Origin of the sequence: Pantoea sp. X85, assembly GCF_029623675.1 — a bacterium.
GTDB lineage: Bacteria > Pseudomonadota > Gammaproteobacteria > Enterobacterales > Enterobacteriaceae > Pantoea > Pantoea leporis.
In genome coordinates, this window is the sequence record NZ_CP121108.1 from 1,900,260 (window position 1) to 1,917,955 (window position 17,696).

Annotated in this window: 14 protein-coding genes; 6 read left to right on the forward strand and 8 right to left on the reverse strand. The window is 57.9% G+C overall.

Features of this window, described 5'->3' with window-relative positions:
* The first annotated feature begins 163 nt into the window (after positions 1-163).
* Positions 164-1,561, forward strand: coding sequence for a class II fumarate hydratase (gene fumC, locus P6287_RS08890; protein ID WP_101764505.1), 1,398 nt, complete (start codon positions 164-166; stop codon positions 1,559-1,561).
* Between the two features lie 89 nt (positions 1,562-1,650).
* On the opposite strand, the gene P6287_RS08895 is transcribed toward fumC, so the two are convergent.
* From P6287_RS08895 to tus, 4 genes are all read right to left on the reverse strand, one after another.
* On the reverse strand, positions 1,651-2,295 hold the full coding sequence (locus P6287_RS08895; protein ID WP_101764504.1) for an anti-sigma factor: 645 nt from the start codon (positions 2,293-2,295) through the stop codon (positions 1,651-1,653).
* A complete protein-coding gene (locus tag P6287_RS08900; protein ID WP_277974919.1) occupies positions 2,292-2,846 on the reverse strand; it encodes a sigma-70 family RNA polymerase sigma factor in 555 nt (184 codons plus the stop codon). The genes P6287_RS08895 and P6287_RS08900 overlap by 4 nt, the downstream gene beginning before the upstream one ends.
* A 43-nt stretch (positions 2,847-2,889) precedes the next feature.
* Positions 2,890-3,453, reverse strand: coding sequence for a fasciclin domain-containing protein (locus P6287_RS08905; RefSeq protein WP_101764502.1), 564 nt, complete (start codon positions 3,451-3,453; stop codon positions 2,890-2,892).
* A 93-nt stretch (positions 3,454-3,546) separates the two neighbouring features.
* Positions 3,547-4,476, reverse strand: coding sequence for a DNA replication terminus site-binding protein (gene tus / locus P6287_RS08910; RefSeq protein ID WP_101764501.1), 930 nt, complete (start codon positions 4,474-4,476; stop codon positions 3,547-3,549).
* Between the two features lie 156 nt (positions 4,477-4,632).
* Between tus and P6287_RS08915 the strand changes: the two genes are divergently transcribed.
* The gene (locus tag P6287_RS08915; RefSeq protein ID WP_277974809.1) at positions 4,633-5,832 is read left to right on the forward strand and encodes an MFS transporter; all 1,200 of its coding nucleotides are present in this window, start codon (positions 4,633-4,635) and stop codon (positions 5,830-5,832) included.
* A 158-nt stretch (positions 5,833-5,990) separates the two neighbouring features.
* On the forward strand, positions 5,991-6,476 hold the full coding sequence (locus P6287_RS08920) for an Rrf2 family transcriptional regulator (protein ID WP_008110154.1): 486 nt from the start codon (positions 5,991-5,993) through the stop codon (positions 6,474-6,476).
* 113 nt (positions 6,477-6,589) lie between these two features.
* Here the strand turns inward: P6287_RS08920 and oqxB are convergent, their stop codons facing one another.
* Positions 6,590-9,742 (reverse strand): multidrug efflux RND transporter permease subunit OqxB, encoded by a 3,153-nt coding sequence (gene oqxB, locus P6287_RS08925; protein WP_277974810.1) that lies wholly within the window; start codon positions 9,740-9,742, stop codon positions 6,590-6,592.
* 18 nt (positions 9,743-9,760) lie between these two features.
* Positions 9,761-10,915: an efflux RND transporter periplasmic adaptor subunit gene (locus P6287_RS08930; RefSeq protein WP_192411913.1), complete on the reverse strand. Its 1,155-nt coding sequence runs from the start codon at positions 10,913-10,915 to the stop codon at positions 9,761-9,763.
* Between the two features lie 293 nt (positions 10,916-11,208).
* Between P6287_RS08930 and P6287_RS08935 the strand changes: the two genes are divergently transcribed.
* From P6287_RS08935 to P6287_RS08945, 3 genes are all read left to right on the forward strand, one after another.
* Positions 11,209-11,556 (forward strand): helix-turn-helix domain-containing protein, encoded by a 348-nt coding sequence (locus tag P6287_RS08935; RefSeq protein ID WP_008110158.1) that lies wholly within the window; start codon positions 11,209-11,211, stop codon positions 11,554-11,556.
* Between the two features lie 86 nt (positions 11,557-11,642).
* Positions 11,643-12,077, forward strand: coding sequence for a ribonuclease domain-containing protein (locus tag P6287_RS08940; RefSeq protein WP_277974811.1), 435 nt, complete (start codon positions 11,643-11,645; stop codon positions 12,075-12,077).
* Positions 12,078-12,079: 2 nt separating this feature from the next.
* Positions 12,080-12,352 (forward strand): barstar family protein, encoded by a 273-nt coding sequence (locus P6287_RS08945; RefSeq protein ID WP_176971878.1) that lies wholly within the window; start codon positions 12,080-12,082, stop codon positions 12,350-12,352.
* A 1-nt stretch (position 12,353) separates the two neighbouring features.
* Here P6287_RS08945 and P6287_RS08950 read toward each other — a convergent pair whose 3' ends face one another.
* Positions 12,354-14,726, reverse strand: coding sequence for a virulence factor SrfC family protein (locus P6287_RS08950; protein WP_277974812.1), 2,373 nt, complete (start codon positions 14,724-14,726; stop codon positions 12,354-12,356).
* Positions 14,723-17,695, reverse strand: coding sequence for a virulence factor SrfB (locus tag P6287_RS08955; protein ID WP_277974813.1), 2,973 nt, complete (start codon positions 17,693-17,695; stop codon positions 14,723-14,725). Before P6287_RS08955 ends, P6287_RS08950 begins: the two co-directional genes overlap by 4 nt.
* Position 17,696: the final 1 nt, after the last annotated feature.

A 17,696-nucleotide genomic window follows, 5' to 3' on the forward strand; every position in this document is an offset into this window, starting at 1 on the left:
ATTAAAGCAGAAAGTGCCATAGAAAATACACGAATAAGTGCAATAAAGGCGATAGGCTCGCATAATGTTAAATTCTTGTATGTGACAATCTTGCTCGCTCAATGGCGTCGCGGGAAGGCGTTTAGAGCGGAAACCTCAAAATCTGAGCTAAGGAGACGTAGTCATGGCAGCCAATCGCATTGAAAAAGACTCAATGGGACCGATCGAAGTACCGGCAGATAAGTTGTGGGGCGCACAAACCCAGCGTTCGCTGGAACATTTCAAAATCTCAACCGAGAAAATGCCCGTGGCATTGGTGCATGCGCTGGCGCTGACCAAGCGCGCGGCGGCGCAGGTGAACCAGGATCTCGGCTTGCTTCCGGCCGACCGCGCTCAGGCGATTCTTAAGGCCGCCGACGAGGTGCTGGCCGATAAGCACAGCGAGGAGTTTCCGCTGGCAATTTGGCAGACCGGCTCCGGCACCCAGACCAACATGAACATGAATGAAGTGCTGGCCAACCGCGCCAGTGAAATTCTTGGCGGCGAGCGTGGCATGTCGCGTCTGGTGCACCCAAATGACGACGTGAATAAAAGCCAAAGCTCCAACGATGTGTTCCCCACCGCCATGCACGTGGCCGCGGTCATCGCCGTGCGGGAGCAACTGATTCCGCAGATTCACGTGTTGAAAAAGACGCTGAGTGAAAAATCCGACGCCTTCAAAGATATCGTCAAGATTGGTCGTACCCACTTGCAGGATGCGACACCGCTGACTCTCGGTCAGGAGATCTCCGGCTGGGTAGCGATGCTTGAGCACAATCTCAAACACATTGAGAACAGTATTCCGCACGTAGCGGAGCTGGCGCTGGGCGGCACCGCGGTCGGGACTGGCCTGAATACCCATCCGGAATACGCGGTTCGCGTCGCTAAAGCGCTGGCCGATTTGACCAAACAGCCGTTTGTCACCGCGCCGAACAAGTTCGAGGCGCTGGCGACCTGCGATGCGCTGGTGCACGCGCACGGTGCGCTGAAAGGCCTGGCAGCTTCGCTAATGAAAATTGCCAACGACGTGCGCTGGCTGGCCTCTGGCCCGCGTTGCGGCATTGGCGAACTGGCGATCCCGGAAAATGAGCCAGGCAGCTCGATCATGCCAGGCAAAGTGAACCCCACGCAGTGCGAAGCGCTGACCATGCTGTGTTGTCAGGTGATGGGCAACGACGTGGCGGTGAATATTGGCGGCGCGTCCGGCAACTTTGAGCTCAACGTGTTCCGTCCGATGGTGATCCACAACTTCCTGCAATCGGTGCGTCTGCTGGCCGACGGCATGGACAGCTTCAATCACCACTGCGCGATTGGCATTGAACCGGTACGCGAGCGCATCGATCAGCTGCTGAACGAATCGCTGATGCTGGTGACGGCGCTGAATACCCATATCGGCTACGACAAAGCGGCGGAAATCGCCAAGAAAGCCCATAAAGAAGGCCTGACGCTGAAAGGCTCGGCGCTGAAGCTGGGCTATCTGACCGAAGAGCAGTTCGATGAGTGGGTGCGTCCGGAGGAGATGGTGGGCAGCATGAAGCAGTAAACCGCTGTTAAAAACTGGCAGACGTAGCACCCTCGTAGCGGCGCAATTGATTGCGCGATAAATCGCGCCGCTACGGATTGTGCGGTGATTTATAGCTGCCCGCTATACAACACCGGACCGGTTGGCTGCCCGGTTGGCGAGCCGCCGCGCGGTTCAAGGCTGATGGCAATGATGCCTGAGCGGGAAATCGTGCTATTCAACGCAACATCCGTTGCCTTCTGATTATCCAACAAACCCAATGAAATCGGCGCTTTGCCTGGCGGAATCAGCCACAGCTGCAAACTGTTGTTATCGGCGATGGTCACAGGATGTAACGGCGTCAGGCTCAGCTGCGCCAGTTTGCTGTCCGCGCTGACCACCCATTGCTGTTGATGCTGGGCGTCGTTCAGTACCGTCAACGGCGTTAACGTCGGCTGCTGCAGGAAAAGTGAGGCGAGCAGGGCGAACGCCGCGACACTGGCAGCCGCCAGCCAGCCCGCATAATGGCGTTTGGGTTGAATGACGCGTTGCTCGGGCAAACTCAATGTAATCTTTTTCCACACCTTTTCCGGTGGCGTGACGGGCGCAAGCTGATTATCCAGGCCCGCCAGCAGGGCTTGCCAGCGCGCAACATTAGCCGCGAGCGCGGGCTCGTTTCGCAACCTGCGTGCAAAGCGCAAACGCGCCAGCCCACTCAAGGTGCCCAGCGCATACTCGGCTGATAAGGCCTCATCGCGTTGTAATTTATCGTTCATAGGCCCACACACTCCCGCAGATGCTCCAGCGCGCGGCGAATCCAGCTTTTTACCGAGCCAACCGGCTGTTGCAGCCAGGCGGCAATATCACTGTGGGACATCCCCTGATAATAGGCGAGCGTGATGCTTTGCTGCTGTTCGCTGCTCAGATGGCCAATGCAGTGTCGCAGGCGATCGGCTTGTGCCGGATCGTGCCAGTTATTCTGTTCGTCTTCGCTGGTGATTGGTAGCAGGTCGCTAAACTCTTCTGCCTCCAGCGTCAGGCGCGCCTGTCCGCTGCGTAACCCGTCAATGCAGCGATTGCGCACAATGTGCGTCATCCACGTCATCGGCGCGCTCAGGGCATCATCGTAAGAGGCGGCGCGGTTCCAGATGGTGAGGTAGCAATCGTGCAGCACCTCTTCCGCCCAACCTTGCTGACGCAGCATGCGCAGGGCGAGGGCGAACAGGTGCGGCGACGTAAGTCGATACAGTTGCTCAAACGCGCGGCGATCGCCTTTTGCGATCGCCGGCAATAAGTTGTCTAACCGTTCTGCAAGCCTGTTATCCATCATCTTCCCGGTTGGCTAAAATGCCCAATCCGAGTATAGGCAATTACTTAGGCATCAAGACGGTATCAATCACATCAATCACACCATTTTTCTGATTGACGTCATAAGTGCTGATATTCGCCACATTGCCTTGACCATCTTTCAGCTGAATATTGTGCGGGCCATTATTCATAATCCACAACGGTTGGCCGTTGACGGTTTTCAGCTCGGCATGTCCGCCACCTTGCTTAATTTTTTTCTCCAGCGCTTTCATGTCGTATTTACCGGCCACCACATGATAAGTCAGGATGCTGGTCAACTTCGCTTTGTTCTCCGGTTTGACCAGGCTATCAACGGTGCCCGCAGGCAACTTGGCGAAGGCCGCATTGGTTGGCGCGAAGACAGTAAACGGACCTTTACCTTCGAGGGTTTCCACCAAACCCGCCGCTTTAACAGCAGCAACCAGCGTGGTGTGATCTTTGGAGTTCAGCGCGTTTTCAACGATGTTCTTTTGCGGATACATCGCTGCGCCGCCGACCATCACGGAGTCATCATTCATGGCGGCAAATGCACCTGCGGTGAACAGTAAAGTGCTGGATACGACTGCAATGCTCATTAGCTTTTTCATCATAAATCCTCGTAGTAGGGAGCGAAGAAGTTGCTCACACTCTGATATACGAGGGCAGCCTGCGAATTGGATGCAGCGATTTAAAAATAAATTTTACGCCAGCCGATCGCTCCACAAATGCAGGCGCGGAATGATCAGATGCAGCGGCTCGGCCAGCGGTTTATGACGCCAGGCAACGTTATCGGCATCGTAGTTCAGCAGTTCTCCCAGAATCGGCACCTGCGTGCGATCGCGGCACAGCACCAGCAGCGGAGAAGGGCAGGCAAGCTGCACCTGTTTCTTCTCGCTGGCGCGCCATACGCGGGCAATCGGCTGCACCTTCACCGGACGCTTGATTTTCAGCTTCGCACCGGCTGGCAACGCGAGGATTGCTTCCAGCTCTTGCTGCACTTTCTCCGCCCACTGTTCCCGCGTCCACGGTGCCTGCGCACGATTGGCCTTCAGGCTGCGCTCCAGCTGTTCTACCACCGCATCACGCGTGACGTTTTTGATGATGTTTTTATTCGCCCAGCCAAAGCGCAAACTGTCCGGCGCGTTGAGCAGCGTGACGCTGCGGTAGGCGTTAAGCGTAATTAACCCGCGCAGATGCTGGTGGACGAACTCAAAGCGCGCCTCGCTCGGCAAGCCCGACTCCACGGTGATCAGCTGTTCCAGCCGCTGCTTCAAAGTATTAATCTCGGCAACCTGCTGCGTAATCTGCGCATGCACATCGCCGTCGGCTTCAATGCAAATCGCGCCCGGCAAGCGCACGGCGGCTTTGGTGCTGAGCTTTTCCGATTGATGCTGCATAAACAGGCGGCAGTAATGCATTAGCGCCATGTCGCGTGCCGTTTTACCAAGATGCTGCGTCACCGCGATGCGTTCAATTTCATCATGTTCGCGGCCTTTCTCGATTTCCGGCAGACTAAACACGCGCGCAATCAACAGCGGTTGCTGCTCAATGTGTTGACGTAACGCGCCCAATCCCGCCTCCAGCGCATTAACGCATTCGTGCAGATCGGCAACCAAATCATAACGAGCCATAAAACGCCTCCATAGTTACAACATGCTTTCAGTGTACTGGCTTGGGTGCCGGTCTGCCAGCATTGCGCAGGGATTTTGTTAAGCAGGGAAACGTGGGATTTTTCAAGCTGGATGAACGTGTTATAACAATGCTTTGCCTGCTAACGGAATAATGTTGTGAAGCCTCAGCCAAAGCCACCTGCCGCCTCCATAGTTACGCTTGGCGTAGTACAAATCCTGTCGTGGGGCGGATCCTTCTATTTGATGGCGGTGATGGCCAATCCGATCGTGGCGGAAACCGGCTGGTCGCAGCAATGGGTGTATGGCGCGCTATCGCTCGGCATGCTGATTTCCGGTTTGCTGGCGCCGCTGAGTGGGCGACTGATTTCCCGCTCCTATGGCCGCGCATTGCTGGCGGCGAGCGGGGCGGTGATGGCAATCGGTCTGGTGATCATGGGATTAAGCCACAATCTGCCGCTGTTTCTGTTTGCCTGGCTGATTATCGGCGTAGGTATGGCGATGGGCCTGTACGATGCGCTGTTTGCCACGCTCGGCACGCTCTATGGCGGCCAGGCACGCGGCGCGATAACCGGTATTACGCTGATTTCTGGCTTCTGTACCACTATCGTGTGGCCGGGCACCGCGCTGCTGATTCACTGGCTGGATTGGCGTAACGCCTGTTTTGCCATCGCCGGATTGTTATGTGTTTCAGTGTTGCCCGCCTATCTCTACGCGCTACCCGCGCCAGAAGCGAAAATCGCCGCCGCCAAAGCAAAACCGACCGCGCAAGGCAACGAACTGGCACCGACACTGTTTTGGCTGCTGTGCAGCATTTTCACGCTCGCATCGGTGATCATGACGGCGATTTCGGTGCAGCTGATCACCTTGCTGCAGGCCAGCGGTCACACGCTGGCGTCGGCGTTGGCCATCAGTGCGATTCTCGGTCCGTGTCAGGTGGCATCGCGCATCGTAGACATCGCCTTCAAGCGCGGTCACCCGATCTGGACCACCTTTTTCTCGGTGGGATTGGTGGCGCTCGGCTTGTTGCTGCTGGCGTGTTATCCGCAGTTTGCGGTGCTCAGCATGGTGCTGTACGGTGCCGGAAATGGTTTGCGTGCCATTGTGCGGGGAACTTTACCGCTGGTGATGGTCAAACCAGAGGCCTACGCGATTGTGTTAGGGCGCATGGCGCGTCCCGCCTTGATTGGCCAGGCCTTGACGCCGCTGGTTGGTGGCTATGTGTTTCAGCACCTCGGTGCCAGCGCCACGCTGTGGTTGCTATGCGTTCTGGCGTTGATTAACGTGCTGTTGGTCGCGCTTTTGCAGCAGAAATTGCCGCAGGCCAGCCCACAGTCGGAAAGGGGAGTGATAAACTAAGCAGCCTGTGCGCTTCTGCCCGATTAAATGGGGAATACGTGCCTGGATCACGGGCGTTGACTTCTAAAAAGCAACAGTGTTTGTTATATTTATTGCTCATTGATTACTCACTGTCGCGGCATAAAAACAACAAGATAACCGCAACTCAGGATATTGAAATGCTTGATTACCGCTTCCCGACAGCTTTGCAGATGGTTTTGAGCGTAGCGATGGCGGAGCAACTGGGCAAACGCTCGACCAGTGCCATATTGGCGTATGGTCTTGAAGCGAACCCCAGTTTCATTCGGAAACTTATGGTTCCGCTCACGCGTGACGGCATCATCGTCTCAACGCTTGGCCGCACCGGTTCCATTCATCTGGGTCGCCCGGCCGCCGAAATCACACTGCGCGACATTTATACTTCTGTGATTGAAGATAAAAAACTCTGGGCGTCACGTCCCGACGTGGCACCGCGTTGTCTGGTCAGTGCCAACCTGTGTTGGTATTTCAAATCGATTGCTGAAGAGGCTGAAGAAGCGTCGCTGAAAGTGCTGGAAACCCGCACCGTAGCTGACGCGCTAGCCGAACTGAAGCATAACGACACCAGCAACTGCGAAGAGTTGCCCGATCTCGAACTCGCCGACCTGTGTAAAAAAGGCCGCTAAAACCACTCTCATCCGTAAGGGCGTCATTCATGACGCCCTTTTTTATTGCCTCAATCTGCACGCAAAAAAAATCCGGGCACATCGGCCCGGATTGTTCATTTCACCTAAAACCCTTACACAGTTTGCACTTCAGCCTGTGGTTGCTTGCGCGTCACCAGCTTACGCAGCGTCACATAGAACACCGGCGTCAGGAACAGGCCAAACAGCGTCACGCCCAACATGCCGGAGAACACGGTAATCCCGGTTACGCCGCGCACTTCTGCACCTGCACCTTCACCAAGAATCAGCGGAATAGTACCGGCGATAAAGGCAATCGAGGTCATAACGATCGGACGCAGACGCAGACGACAGGCTTCCAGCGCTGCATCGACAATGCTCTTGCCTTGCATCTCCAGCTCGCGCGCAAACTCGACGATAAGAATCGCGTTCTTACACGCCAGTCCCATCAGCACTACCAGCCCAACCTGCACAAACACGTTGTTATCGCCACCGGTCAGCCACACGCCGACCAGCGCCGAGAGCATAGTCACCGGCACAATCAGGATCACCGCCAGCGGTAGCGTCCAGCTTTCATACAGCGCCGCCAGCACCAGGAATGCGAGTAGGACCGCGACCGGGAAGACGATCAGCGCGGTATTGCCCTGCGTTGATTGCTGATAGCTTAGGTCGGTCCATTCAATGTTCATGCCGTTCGGCAGCACCTGCGTCGACATCTCCTCCAGCTTCTGCATCGCCTGCGCCGAAGAGAGCACGCGCGGATCGGCATCACCAATCAGGTCAGCCGCCGGATAGCCGTTATAGCGAATCACCGGATCCGGGCCGTATGTAGTGGTGATATTCACCATACTGCCAATCGGCACCATTTCGCCGCGATCGTTGCGGGTACGCAGGTTACCGATATCCTGCACGCTATCGCGGAAATCGCCGTCCGCCTGCGCCATCACGCGCCAGGTGCGACCAAACTTATTGAAATCGTTGACGTACGACGATCCGAGATAGGTTTGCAGCGTGCTGAACAGTTCGGTCAGCGACACGCCTTGCGCTTTGGCTTTATCCCGATCCACCTGCACATCCAACTGCGGCACGTTGGCCTGGTAGGATGAAATCGGGAACATCATGCCCGGCGTCTGCAACACCGCACCGGTAAGGGTGTTGATGGCGGTTTGCAGCGCACCGTAACCGAGCCCCGCGCGATCCTGCACATACAGCGAATAACCCGAACCTTGTCCCAGACCTAAAATCGGCGGGGGCATAATCGAGAAGCCAAAGCCTTGCTGGATTTTCGAGATCTTAGCGTTGATCTCAGCATTAATTTCCGCGGCGGTGCGCGTACGTTCACTGAACGGCTTCAAACCGAAGAACACCGTGCCGGTATTCGGCGTGTTGGTGAACTGCAACGCGTTCAAACCGGGGAAGGCGACCGAATAAGCCACGCCTTCAGTGTTCATGCCGATCTCGCTCATCTTGCGAATCACTTCATCGGTACGCGCCAGCGACGAACCTTCCGGCATCTTCACGCCGCCAATCAGGTAGAGCTTGTCCTGCGTCGGAATAAAGCCGCCCGGCACGGTATGGAACATAAAGCCCGCACCGGCCAGCAGCAGCACGTAGACGCCGAACACCGCGCCACGACGACGCAAGGTTTTACCCACCAGCGATTCATAGCCATCCGAACTGCGCTGGAAGAAGCGGTTGAACGGACGGAACAGCCAGCCGAGCAGGCGATCGATAATGCGCGTCGGCATATCCTTTGCGGCATCATGTGGCTTCAGCAGCAGCGCCGCCAGCGCCGGTGACAGTGTCAGCGAGTTGATGGCGGAGATCACCGTTGAAATGGCAATCGTCACCGCAAACTGCTTATAGAATTGACCGGTCACGCCGGACAGGAACGCCATCGGCACGAACACCGCACACAGCACCAGCGCGATGGCGATAATCGGCCCGGACACTTCCCGCATCGCCTGATGCGCCGCCGCCGTCGGCGACAAGCCTTGCTCGATATTACGTTCGACGTTTTCCACCACGACAATGGCGTCATCCACCACGATACCGATCGCCAACACCAGCCCAAACAAACTTAAGGTATTGAGCGAGAAGCCGAGCAGATAAAGGATGCTGAAGGTACCGACCACCGAAACCGGCACCGCCAGCAGCGGGATAATCGAGGCGCGCCAGGTTTGCAGGAACAGAATCACCACCAGCACCACCAGCACAATCGCTTCGAACAGCGTTTGCACCACGGCACGGATCGAGTCACGCACGAACACCGTTGGGTCGTACGGCGCGGCCCACTGCACATCGTCCGGGAAACGGGTGGCCAGTTCGGCCATTTTGTCGCGCACCGCATTTGACAGATCGATGGCGTTGGCGCCCGGCGCCTGGAAGATACCGATGCCGACCGCATCTTTGTTGTTGAGCTGTGAACGCAGCGCGTAGCTGCCAGAACCCATCTCGATGCGCGCCACGTCACGCAGGCGCACCAGCGTGCCGTCGTCAGCGGTTTTCAGGATGATGTTGCCGAACTGCTCTTCGCTCTCAAGACGACCCTGGGTGTTGATCGACAGCAGAAAATCGCTCTGTTTCTTCAGCGGCTCCGCGCCAAGCTGGCCGGCAGACACCTGCACGTTCTGCTCCTGCATCGCGCTGACCACATCGGAGGCGGTCAAGCCACGTGCCGCCACCTTATTGGGATCGAGCCAGACGCGCATCGCGTATTCACCGGCACCGAAGATCTGAATCTGACCGACGCCTGGCAGGCGCGCCAGTTCATCCTTCACCTTCAGGGTGGCGTAGTTACGCAGATAGAGAGAATCGTACTTGCCGTGCGGCGAGAACATGTGCACCACCAGCGTCAGCGTCGGCGACATCTTCTGCGTGGTGAGGCCGAGTTGGCGCACCTCTTCCGGCAGACGCGCTTCAGCCTGCGCCACGCGGTTCTGCACCTGAACCTGCGCCTGATCCGGATCGGTGCCCGGACGGAAGGTCACGGTGGTGACCAGCACGCCATCGGAACCCGCCACGGATTTCATGTACATCATGTTTTCTACCCCGTTGATGGCTTCTTCCAGCGGCGTCGCCACAGAATCTGCAATCACTTTGGGGTTGGCACCGGGATATTCCGCGCGCACCTGCACGCTCGGTGGCACCACGTTGGGATATTCACTGATCGGCAGCAGCGGAATGGCGATCAGTCCGGTGGTAAAGATCAAAATCGACAGCACCGCGGCGAAAATCGGTCGGTCGATAAAAAAGCGGGAGAAATCCATAAAAGGCAGTCTCGAAGGTTATTGAGCGGAGCGCATCGCCACCGGTTGGGCGTTCACCGGCATGCCAGGCATAAAGACTTTCTGCAAGCCGTTAACGATTACCTTGTCGCCGGGCTTCAGGCCTTGCTGCACAATACGCAGACCATCGGCTAACTCGCCGGCCTGAATATCGCGGCGCTGGGCTTTACCTTGCGCATCGACCACGTAAACGTACTTACGATCCTGATCGGTGAGCACAGCTTTATCGTCAATCAACAGGGCGGTGAAGTCGGCCCGGCCCGGCAAGCGCACGCGCGCAAACAGGCCCGGTGTGAACTGACGCTGCTGATTATCCAGCGAGGCGCGCATGCGGATGGTGCCGGTGCTGGCGGTCAGCTGGTTATCGAGGAAATCCACGGTGCCGCGATGCGGAAAACCCTCTTCGCCGGTCAGCGCTACTTCTACCGGCAGCGACCCGCGATTTTCGCCTTTACGCGCCATCGCTTGATAATGCAGATAGGTGGCTTCATCGACGTCGAAGTAGACGTACATACGTTCCTGCGATACCAACGTGGTCAGCACGCTGGCGCTGTCACCGGCGGTCACTAAGTTGCCGGTGGTGATCATCGCACGGCTGGCGCGACCTTCAATCGGCGCGGTAACGCGGGTGAAATCAAGATTCAGCTGCGCCATATCCACCGCCGCCTGTGCTGACAGCACGCTGGCCTGCGCCTGATTAGCCGCCGAGCGACGCTGTTCCCACTCTTCGCGTGACACGACATTGGTGCCGATCAGTTTATCGGTACGCGCCGATTCACTGCGGGCCAGCGTAGCCTGGCTGCGCGCGTTGGCGAGTTCGGCCTGCGCCTGCTCGAGCGTGGCGCGGTAGGTGCGATCGTCAATGGTGAACAGCACCTGACCTTTTTTCACCTCATCGCCTTCGCGATAATTAACCTGATCGATATAGCCCGAAACGCGCGGACGCAGCTGCACGCTCTGCACCGCTTCGAAACGGCCGTTAAAGCTATCCCATTGGCTGACTTTCTGCTCTACCACCTGCGCGACACTTACTTCGGGCGGTGGCGGCGGGGCGTTTTGCGCCACACCGCGATCGCAACCGGCCAGCAGGCTTCCCAGCAACATCACTCCTGACAGGCTTACCGCCCATTGAACCCTGTACGTTTGCAGATGCATTGTTGTTATTCCGCTTTGGTGAAAATGAAAGGAGACGTACGAAAAATCTGCAACTTTTATGATTGCATTAAAACGCCACGAGTGTAGGCTTGCTCAAACTGCATCTGCAAGAATATCTGATACACTTTATGTGCGGTTTTGATCATTACGTTGCAGAAGGATCAAAGCCCCTACGCGTAGTGCGGCATTTAATGCAATAATAAAACTTGCATTAACTGGCATAGTCGTTCAACCTTAAAGTGTAATTGCAACTGATACTGATACTGTTCGCAACGGCGACCGGAGAAAACGAGATGATGACCACCGCATTTATTCACGATTTGATTGACTGGATTGACAACAATATTGAAACGCGTCTGGATCTGGATACCGTAGCGGGGCGCGCCGGTTATTCGAAATGGCACCTGCAGCGTATGTTCAAAGAGCACACAGGTTTGCCTCTGGGCGAATACATCCGTGAGAAGAAGCTGAAGAAGTCAGCGGATCGCTTGACCACCAGCAATGAACCGATTCTTAACGTAGCGATTTCACTCGGTTTCGACTCGCAGCAGTCGTTTAACCGCAGCTTTAAACGCCAGTATGGCGTAGCGCCGGGGGCATGGCGTCGTCACGCCGCGCCATCCGCCAGCGCGATGCAGTAAACCCCGCCAGGGCCAGCTTTGCTGGCCCGCGTTTTTCCCTGCCCTAAATCTGTTATTATCGTCGTCCTGTTTTTCAGGATGCCACCATGTCAAAAAAACTCTGGATTGCCTTAATTCTGATCCTGGCCGCGTTGTGGCTCGGGCTAAAACCGCGTTTGTCCGATAAATGGTCAGCTAGCCACCCCGATATTTCGCAGCTCACCGATGCCAACACCGTGGCGCGTTGGGTGCAGCAGCATCACACATTACCCGATCTCTATCTCACCAAAAATGAAGCGCGTCGTCAGGGCTGGAATCCCAGCAAGGGCAACTTGTGTGAAGTGTTGCCGGGCCGCGCGATTGGTGGCGATCGCTTTAGCAACCGCGAAAGAAGACTGCCGATGCGGGCGGGCAGGCAATGGTATGAAGCTGACGTGAATTACGATTGCGGCCACCGCGATGCCGATCGTCTGCTTTACTCAAATGATGGATTGATTTTCCTCACCACCGATCACTATCGCAGCTTCAAACAGGTGCCTTAACCATGTTGACGCTCCATTTTGACTTTGAAAACTTGTCAGATCGCCAGGCGTTTTACCGCGCGCTGGTGCAGCAGAGTGCCTGCCCAGTGGATTTCGGTAACAATCTTGATGCGCTATGGGATTGGCTGACCGGCGGCATGGCGCTGCCGGCCACCTTCTATTTAGCGCATGCCGATGACGCCAGCGAGAGTGCCGAATTTGCGCCGGTGCTGGCGTTACTGGAGGAGGCGCAGCAGCAGTTGCAAGGCGAGCTGCGCCTGGTGCGTGGAGAATAAATTACGCGTGCAGCGGTAACAGCAAAATTGCCAGCATCTGGCGGGCATTAGCGGGCAAATCACCGCCGCCGGTGTAGCCGTTGTTCTCAACGATCACCGAATTCAACCCCACCAGCCAGTCATAGATGTAGTAAGCGGTATGATTGGCGGGAGCGGCCGACAGACGCGTCAAACGCTGTCCCGGCGAGAAGCTGACGCTCGGTGCAGGCGGACGGGCGAAAATCGTCTGACCGCGATTGACGCGGCTTTCAGGACGTTCGCTCTCCGGGCGCTGTAAAAAGCCCAGCCACGCCACAAAATCTCCCAGCACCGTCATGGCGCGTGAAACCTGACGATCGGTACGCGCTTCATGGGCGCTGGCCTGCGCATCCGGCTCGTTAAGCGCGCTTTGCAGTTTGCTCAGCACCTTGAGACGGAAGCTAGCGGTTATTAACTCTTCCACCAGCATCTCCAGCGTCGGCTTATCGACGTTGAGCAGCGCCAGCAGGCTGCGGCTCTCCGGCAACTGACGCAAGTGCTCCAGCCACAGTGCAAACACCTGCTGCGGGAACTGCTGATCGCGCTGACCGCCCGAACTGCGCGGCTCAGCGGCAGCGACCGGCTCATCTTTAAACAGATCGAACTCGAAGCCGATGCCGAAATAGCTCTGCTCAGCGGCCGCGGTTTTGGCGCTGTGCTGAATGTGATGGCTGCTGCTCTGGCTCAGCCACAGCTGACGCACCGCTTCACGCGACGGCTGCAAACGCTCCAATAGTTCGCCGTGCAAACCGGTGCGATGTTGCAAGCATTTCAGCAGCGTATCGGAAATCGCCTGCTTGCGAGCTGCCTGTTCTGGCGTGGCGCTGGATTCGGTCCACGGCTGCAAACGTTCCACCAGCTTGTGCTGTAGCGCGCTGAGCTGCAACGCTAAACGCTCACGGCGCGCTTCCGGCTGCATCTCATCCTGCAACCAGCTGCCCATGCGATCGACGCCCGCGCGATCCAGCGCCAGCATCGACCCCCAACTCTGTCCCGGCTGACCAATCTGGCGTTGCACCGCTTCATCAACGTTAATCTGCTGCTGCTGATAGCGCGCATCATGTGGCGTGATCGCCCAAATCAGACGCGGCTTCTCACCGCTGGCAGCGATGGTTTGGTGTATGTGCCACTCGCGCAGCGCGCTGGCGGCGACATCGGTGTCGTGACGCTGGCTGGCGGCGGTACAGATCAGCATCAGATCAATGCCCTGACGCGCGGCGTACAGGCCCGGCAGCAGCGCACGTTTCTGTTCCAGCAGCGTGGCGCGCAGCGGATCGCGTTTGCGCAACTGCGACAGTTCATCCTGTTGCGCGCGATCGGCTGGCGTGCCCGGTGCAGGCAGCTCCAGCATATCCGCATCATCGTACAGCGCCTGACGCGGCGTGGAGCTGAGCGGCAAGGTGATCTCCAGCGTCAGCAGCGACAGCAATCCAAGCGGTACATGCTGCGCTTTCCCCACGCGATTGGCGACGATCGGACACACTTCGATCATCTCCTGCCAGTCGGCATCATTGCCAATCAGTTTTTCTGCTGGCAGCGCGGCATCATCCACCAGCATGCTGAGTGGCGCTAACACGCGCGGCGCATGGCGCAGCTGGTGGCGCAAATGCATCAGGCTGCGCAGGCTTTCGTTCAAGGCGTTCTGTCCCGGCCACAGCAGGGCAAACAGCTGCACGCGGTCGTCCACGTTGAGCCACGGCGCCAGCGCTACCGCCTGCGGCCAGAAGTGACGATCGAGAATCTCGGCATGACGATGGTGACGACGGCTCCACGCCCATAGCGTGATCAGCGCATCGCTATCGAGGCCAGGCTGCGCTTCATCCTGACGGTGGCGCTGCAAACGCTGCAACGCGGCATCGATCTGCGCCGTGTCCGGCTGCAGTTCGGTGTTGGCACAGGCCAGCATCAAACGAATCAGTTCCACTTCGCTCAGCAGCGTCATCTCCAGCGGCCAGGCGTTGGATTGCGTTTCACGCTGGTGGCTGAAGCGGGTGGCGATGGCGAAATCGAGATTGCCGGGATTGATGTTCTGGAAATAATTTAGGGTTTTATCGCCAAGGCGCGCAATTAACTGGCCCTGGGCATCACCGACCATCTCACTCAGCAGCCAGGCTTTGCCCGCCTGCGACTGGCCAAACAGCGCCAGCGTCACCGGACGCGCCAGCTGGCGCGCCAATGCATGGCTCTCCACGCGCGCGCGGCGCAGCTGCAGCGTCAGAGTTTCAGCTTCCATTGCCAGACGCGGCGTGTGCGCCTGATGGGTTTCCACCCAGTTCAGCGCGCCATCCAGCGTTTCCTGCATCAGGCTAAGACGTTTCGCGGGCGTAACCGGCGAGGCTTTTTTGGCAGTTCTCATCGTTTGCAGACGCTCCCGCTGTCGATCCAATATTGCGCATTCGCGTTGCCGGTAGCAGAAAGCGTGTTCAGTTTCAGACTCAGTTGCTCCAGCGGCACACGCGTGCCGTCATCCATGCGCGCATCGCTCAGCACCAAACGCTCCGGGCCGAGATTAGCCGGGCCGGGCTGCACCGCCAGCTTAATGCGCAGTACGCTTTCGCCGGCAACCTGACGCGCCAGCGTCGGGTCCACAATGCTCAGGCTATACAGCGGCGAGGCCGGCCAGCGATCGTTCTCCAGCTGGCGGAAGCCGAGGCAAACGTTGCCGCGAATGCGGAAGCTGCTTTTGCGATCCAGCGCGAAGCTGCTGCTGTCGAGATCGATCTCGCTGTAACACAGATTATCGTCGCTGAGCGCCGAGGTCTCATCCAGCACGCCGAGATAGCGAATGGTGGAGTACGGTTCGAAATCACCGGCGCGGAACCAGAAGCTGCTGAGGCGCAGATCGAGCGCCAGCAGGCACAGCATCGCGCCGACTGCGGCGGTGGATTTCGGGTTATCAATGCGGCCCTGCTTGTTGAACGGATACCAGTCGCTGGTGTGATAGCCTTCCAGCGACAAAATACGGCTGCCCGGCAGCGGTTGCAGATGTCGCACCAGCGCCTGAATGCCAGGGAAGCGTGACGGACGACCGGTGAGCAGCAGCACATCGCACTGATACAGCGACACCACTTCACACATCGCGCGCAGCGCCGGAATGATCGCCATACGGTGTTGCAGGAACTCGCCGTGCAACTGCGCCATGCTGACCACCAGCGGCACTTCGAGCAGATCGAATCGGCTGTCGCCGCCGAGCGTGCGCTGAATTTCGCCATTCACAAACGCCAGCACGCTGCTGGCCGGTTTTTGCGGCACCAGCTCGCCGAACAGCGCGTTGATTTCACTGTGGCTGTCGAGCGGATCCCAATTTTCATACTGCTCCAGCACCGCCTGGGCCAGCGGAATAAACAGCTGTAGCGTCACTTGCTGACGCAGCGTGGCTTGTCCGTCCATACGGCTGTCGTGACCAAATAGCTTGTTCATCAGCGGTTCGGCCAACTGCAAACCGGCTTTCTGCAAGCTCTGCTGCAACGCTGGCAGAATCCACAGCTGAATCACGTCCAGCAGAATATCGTCACCGGCGACTTTGAAGCCTTCGCGGAACAGCAAGCGCGGGGTGATTTTGACGTTGTTGCCCTGGCCGTCATCAAGACGATATTGGGTAATGGCTAAATCGGTGGTGCCGCCGCCGATATCAATCGAGGCGATGCGCAGGCTTTTACCCGGCAGCTCGTCAACTTCACGCGGACGATCCGGGCGTGCCATGCTGCTGAAGAAATCTTCTGCGCGGCCGGCAAAGTTGACCTGAGTTTCGTTGAACAGCCACACCATTTGACCGCAGGTGGCTTCGTCCCACTCCATCTGCACATCCGGTACCGGTCGCAGGCTGTTTGCCTGGCTGGCGGCGGTAAATTCCTCTTCGGACGGATGCCAGCCCTCGGCTTTCCATACCAGCGCGATGGCTTCCTGCATGCGGCGACGGAAAATCTCACGCTCCGGCTTTGGCATCGCAGACGGCAGCGTCAGGATCACATGACGCAGCTGGCGCGGCGCCTGGCTTTGCGGCATGCGCTGGCGCTGCGCCACGCTGTTCATCTGCATCATCGCCTGCGCCAGCAGTTCGCACAGCATAAAGGTCATCAGCGAACTGCGGCTGTAGCTGGCGGAGAACACCGGCAGACGGTCATCTTCCGCCAGTGCGTGCAGCGGCTGGCCTTCGTCGTTAATCAATAAGGTGAACGGCAGCGCGGTGGCTTGCGGCTCATCGCTGCTGCCGTTGGCGTTGAAGCGCCAGCCTGGCTGATAGCGCGCTTCATCCCACAAATAGCGGCGCGGACTGGACAAACCGGTGCTGCCTTCGGTGCCGGCACGCAGCAACGCCAGACGGCTGGCTTCCCGGCCTACGCGCGTCAGCGACGGCCACATAAAAGCGTTTTCCCGGCCGCTCTCCAGCGAGAAGTTGGCCTTGCCGAAACGGGTTTCAGCAAACTCCAGACGGCTGTCGAACAGCTCGTTGTAAACCTGATGCGGCTCGGAGAGATCGCGCAGCTGCAGCTCGTAGGTTTGACGCAGGCCGCTGCTCTCTTCGGCGTGATCTTCCACCAGAATGCCGCAGGTATGCGAGTTGCCGACGTCGAGAATGATATCGACGTTGACCGCCGGGGTTTGCAGCGAGGTTGCCTGAATGTAGATTTCCGCCAGATCAAGCTGTTCGCCCAGCAGTTCCAGCAGGTTGAGATAGTGTGCCTGATATTCGAATTCACGCAGCGCCTGGTTCAGCTCCTGCTCACGGCGTGATTCCAGCGCATGCACCTGCTGGCTAAAGGTTTCACGCAGCCAGCCATCAACCCACGTATGGTCGAGGAATTCACCCAGCTCGTAGTTGTGCCAGGCGAGGGCGAAACTGACGCCGTTCTGCGCATCGGCTTTGCTTAAACCGTGCTGCTCGCCGCCATCCTGCTCAGACACAATGCGCGTATCAAAGGCGAGGGTGATGCGATGGGTGTTGCCTGCCGCGTCGGGTTGCGCCAGCGGCGCCAGATGCAGACGTGCCCAGTTGTCCGGGCCGCCGATAAAACGACGTCCGCTGGTGCAGCGCAGCACCGGCAGCGGCAGCCATTGATGAGCCAGCAGCTTCAGGGAATCGGCTAGCGCGATATCCGTTTCCGGACGCACCACTTCCGCCGCGCCGCCATCTTCCGGATAGAGCAGGAACTTGCCGCTGTTACCGTCGACGTTGAGACGCAGCAGCGGGCCGTTGGCGGTTTGACGCACGAACTGGCGGCGAGCCTGCAACGCAGGTAAACGCAAACCAAAATCAAGAAACTGCACACCGCTATCTTCAATCAGCGTGATTTTCTGTTTGTCATCGATGAGGGGAGCCAACATG

Excerpts from the sequence above, each read along its gene's own strand:
- fumC (WP_101764505.1), top strand. The coding sequence starts at position 164 with ATGGCAGCCAATCGCATTGAAAAAGACTCAATGGGACCGATCGAAGTA.
- P6287_RS08895 (WP_101764504.1), bottom strand. The coding sequence starts at position 2,295 with ATGAACGATAAATTACAACGCGATGAGGCCTTATCAGCCGAGTATGCG.
- P6287_RS08900 (WP_277974919.1), bottom strand. The coding sequence starts at position 2,846 with ATGGATAACAGGCTTGCAGAACGGTTAGACAACTTATTGCCGGCGATC.
- P6287_RS08905 (WP_101764502.1), bottom strand. The coding sequence starts at position 3,453 with ATGAAAAAGCTAATGAGCATTGCAGTCGTATCCAGCACTTTACTGTTC.
- tus (WP_101764501.1), bottom strand. The coding sequence starts at position 4,476 with ATGGCTCGTTATGATTTGGTTGCCGATCTGCACGAATGCGTTAATGCG.
- P6287_RS08920 (WP_008110154.1), top strand. The coding sequence starts at position 5,991 with ATGCTTGATTACCGCTTCCCGACAGCTTTGCAGATGGTTTTGAGCGTA.
- oqxB (WP_277974810.1), bottom strand. The coding sequence starts at position 9,742 with ATGGATTTCTCCCGCTTTTTTATCGACCGACCGATTTTCGCCGCGGTG.
- P6287_RS08930 (WP_192411913.1), bottom strand. The coding sequence starts at position 10,915 with ATGCATCTGCAAACGTACAGGGTTCAATGGGCGGTAAGCCTGTCAGGA.
- P6287_RS08935 (WP_008110158.1), top strand. The coding sequence starts at position 11,209 with ATGATGACCACCGCATTTATTCACGATTTGATTGACTGGATTGACAAC.
- P6287_RS08940 (WP_277974811.1), top strand. The coding sequence starts at position 11,643 with ATGTCAAAAAAACTCTGGATTGCCTTAATTCTGATCCTGGCCGCGTTG.
- P6287_RS08945 (WP_176971878.1), top strand. The coding sequence starts at position 12,080 with ATGTTGACGCTCCATTTTGACTTTGAAAACTTGTCAGATCGCCAGGCG.
- P6287_RS08950 (WP_277974812.1), bottom strand. The coding sequence starts at position 14,726 with ATGAGAACTGCCAAAAAAGCCTCGCCGGTTACGCCCGCGAAACGTCTT.
- P6287_RS08955 (WP_277974813.1), bottom strand. The coding sequence starts at position 17,695 with ATGTTGGCTCCCCTCATCGATGACAAACAGAAAATCACGCTGATTGAA.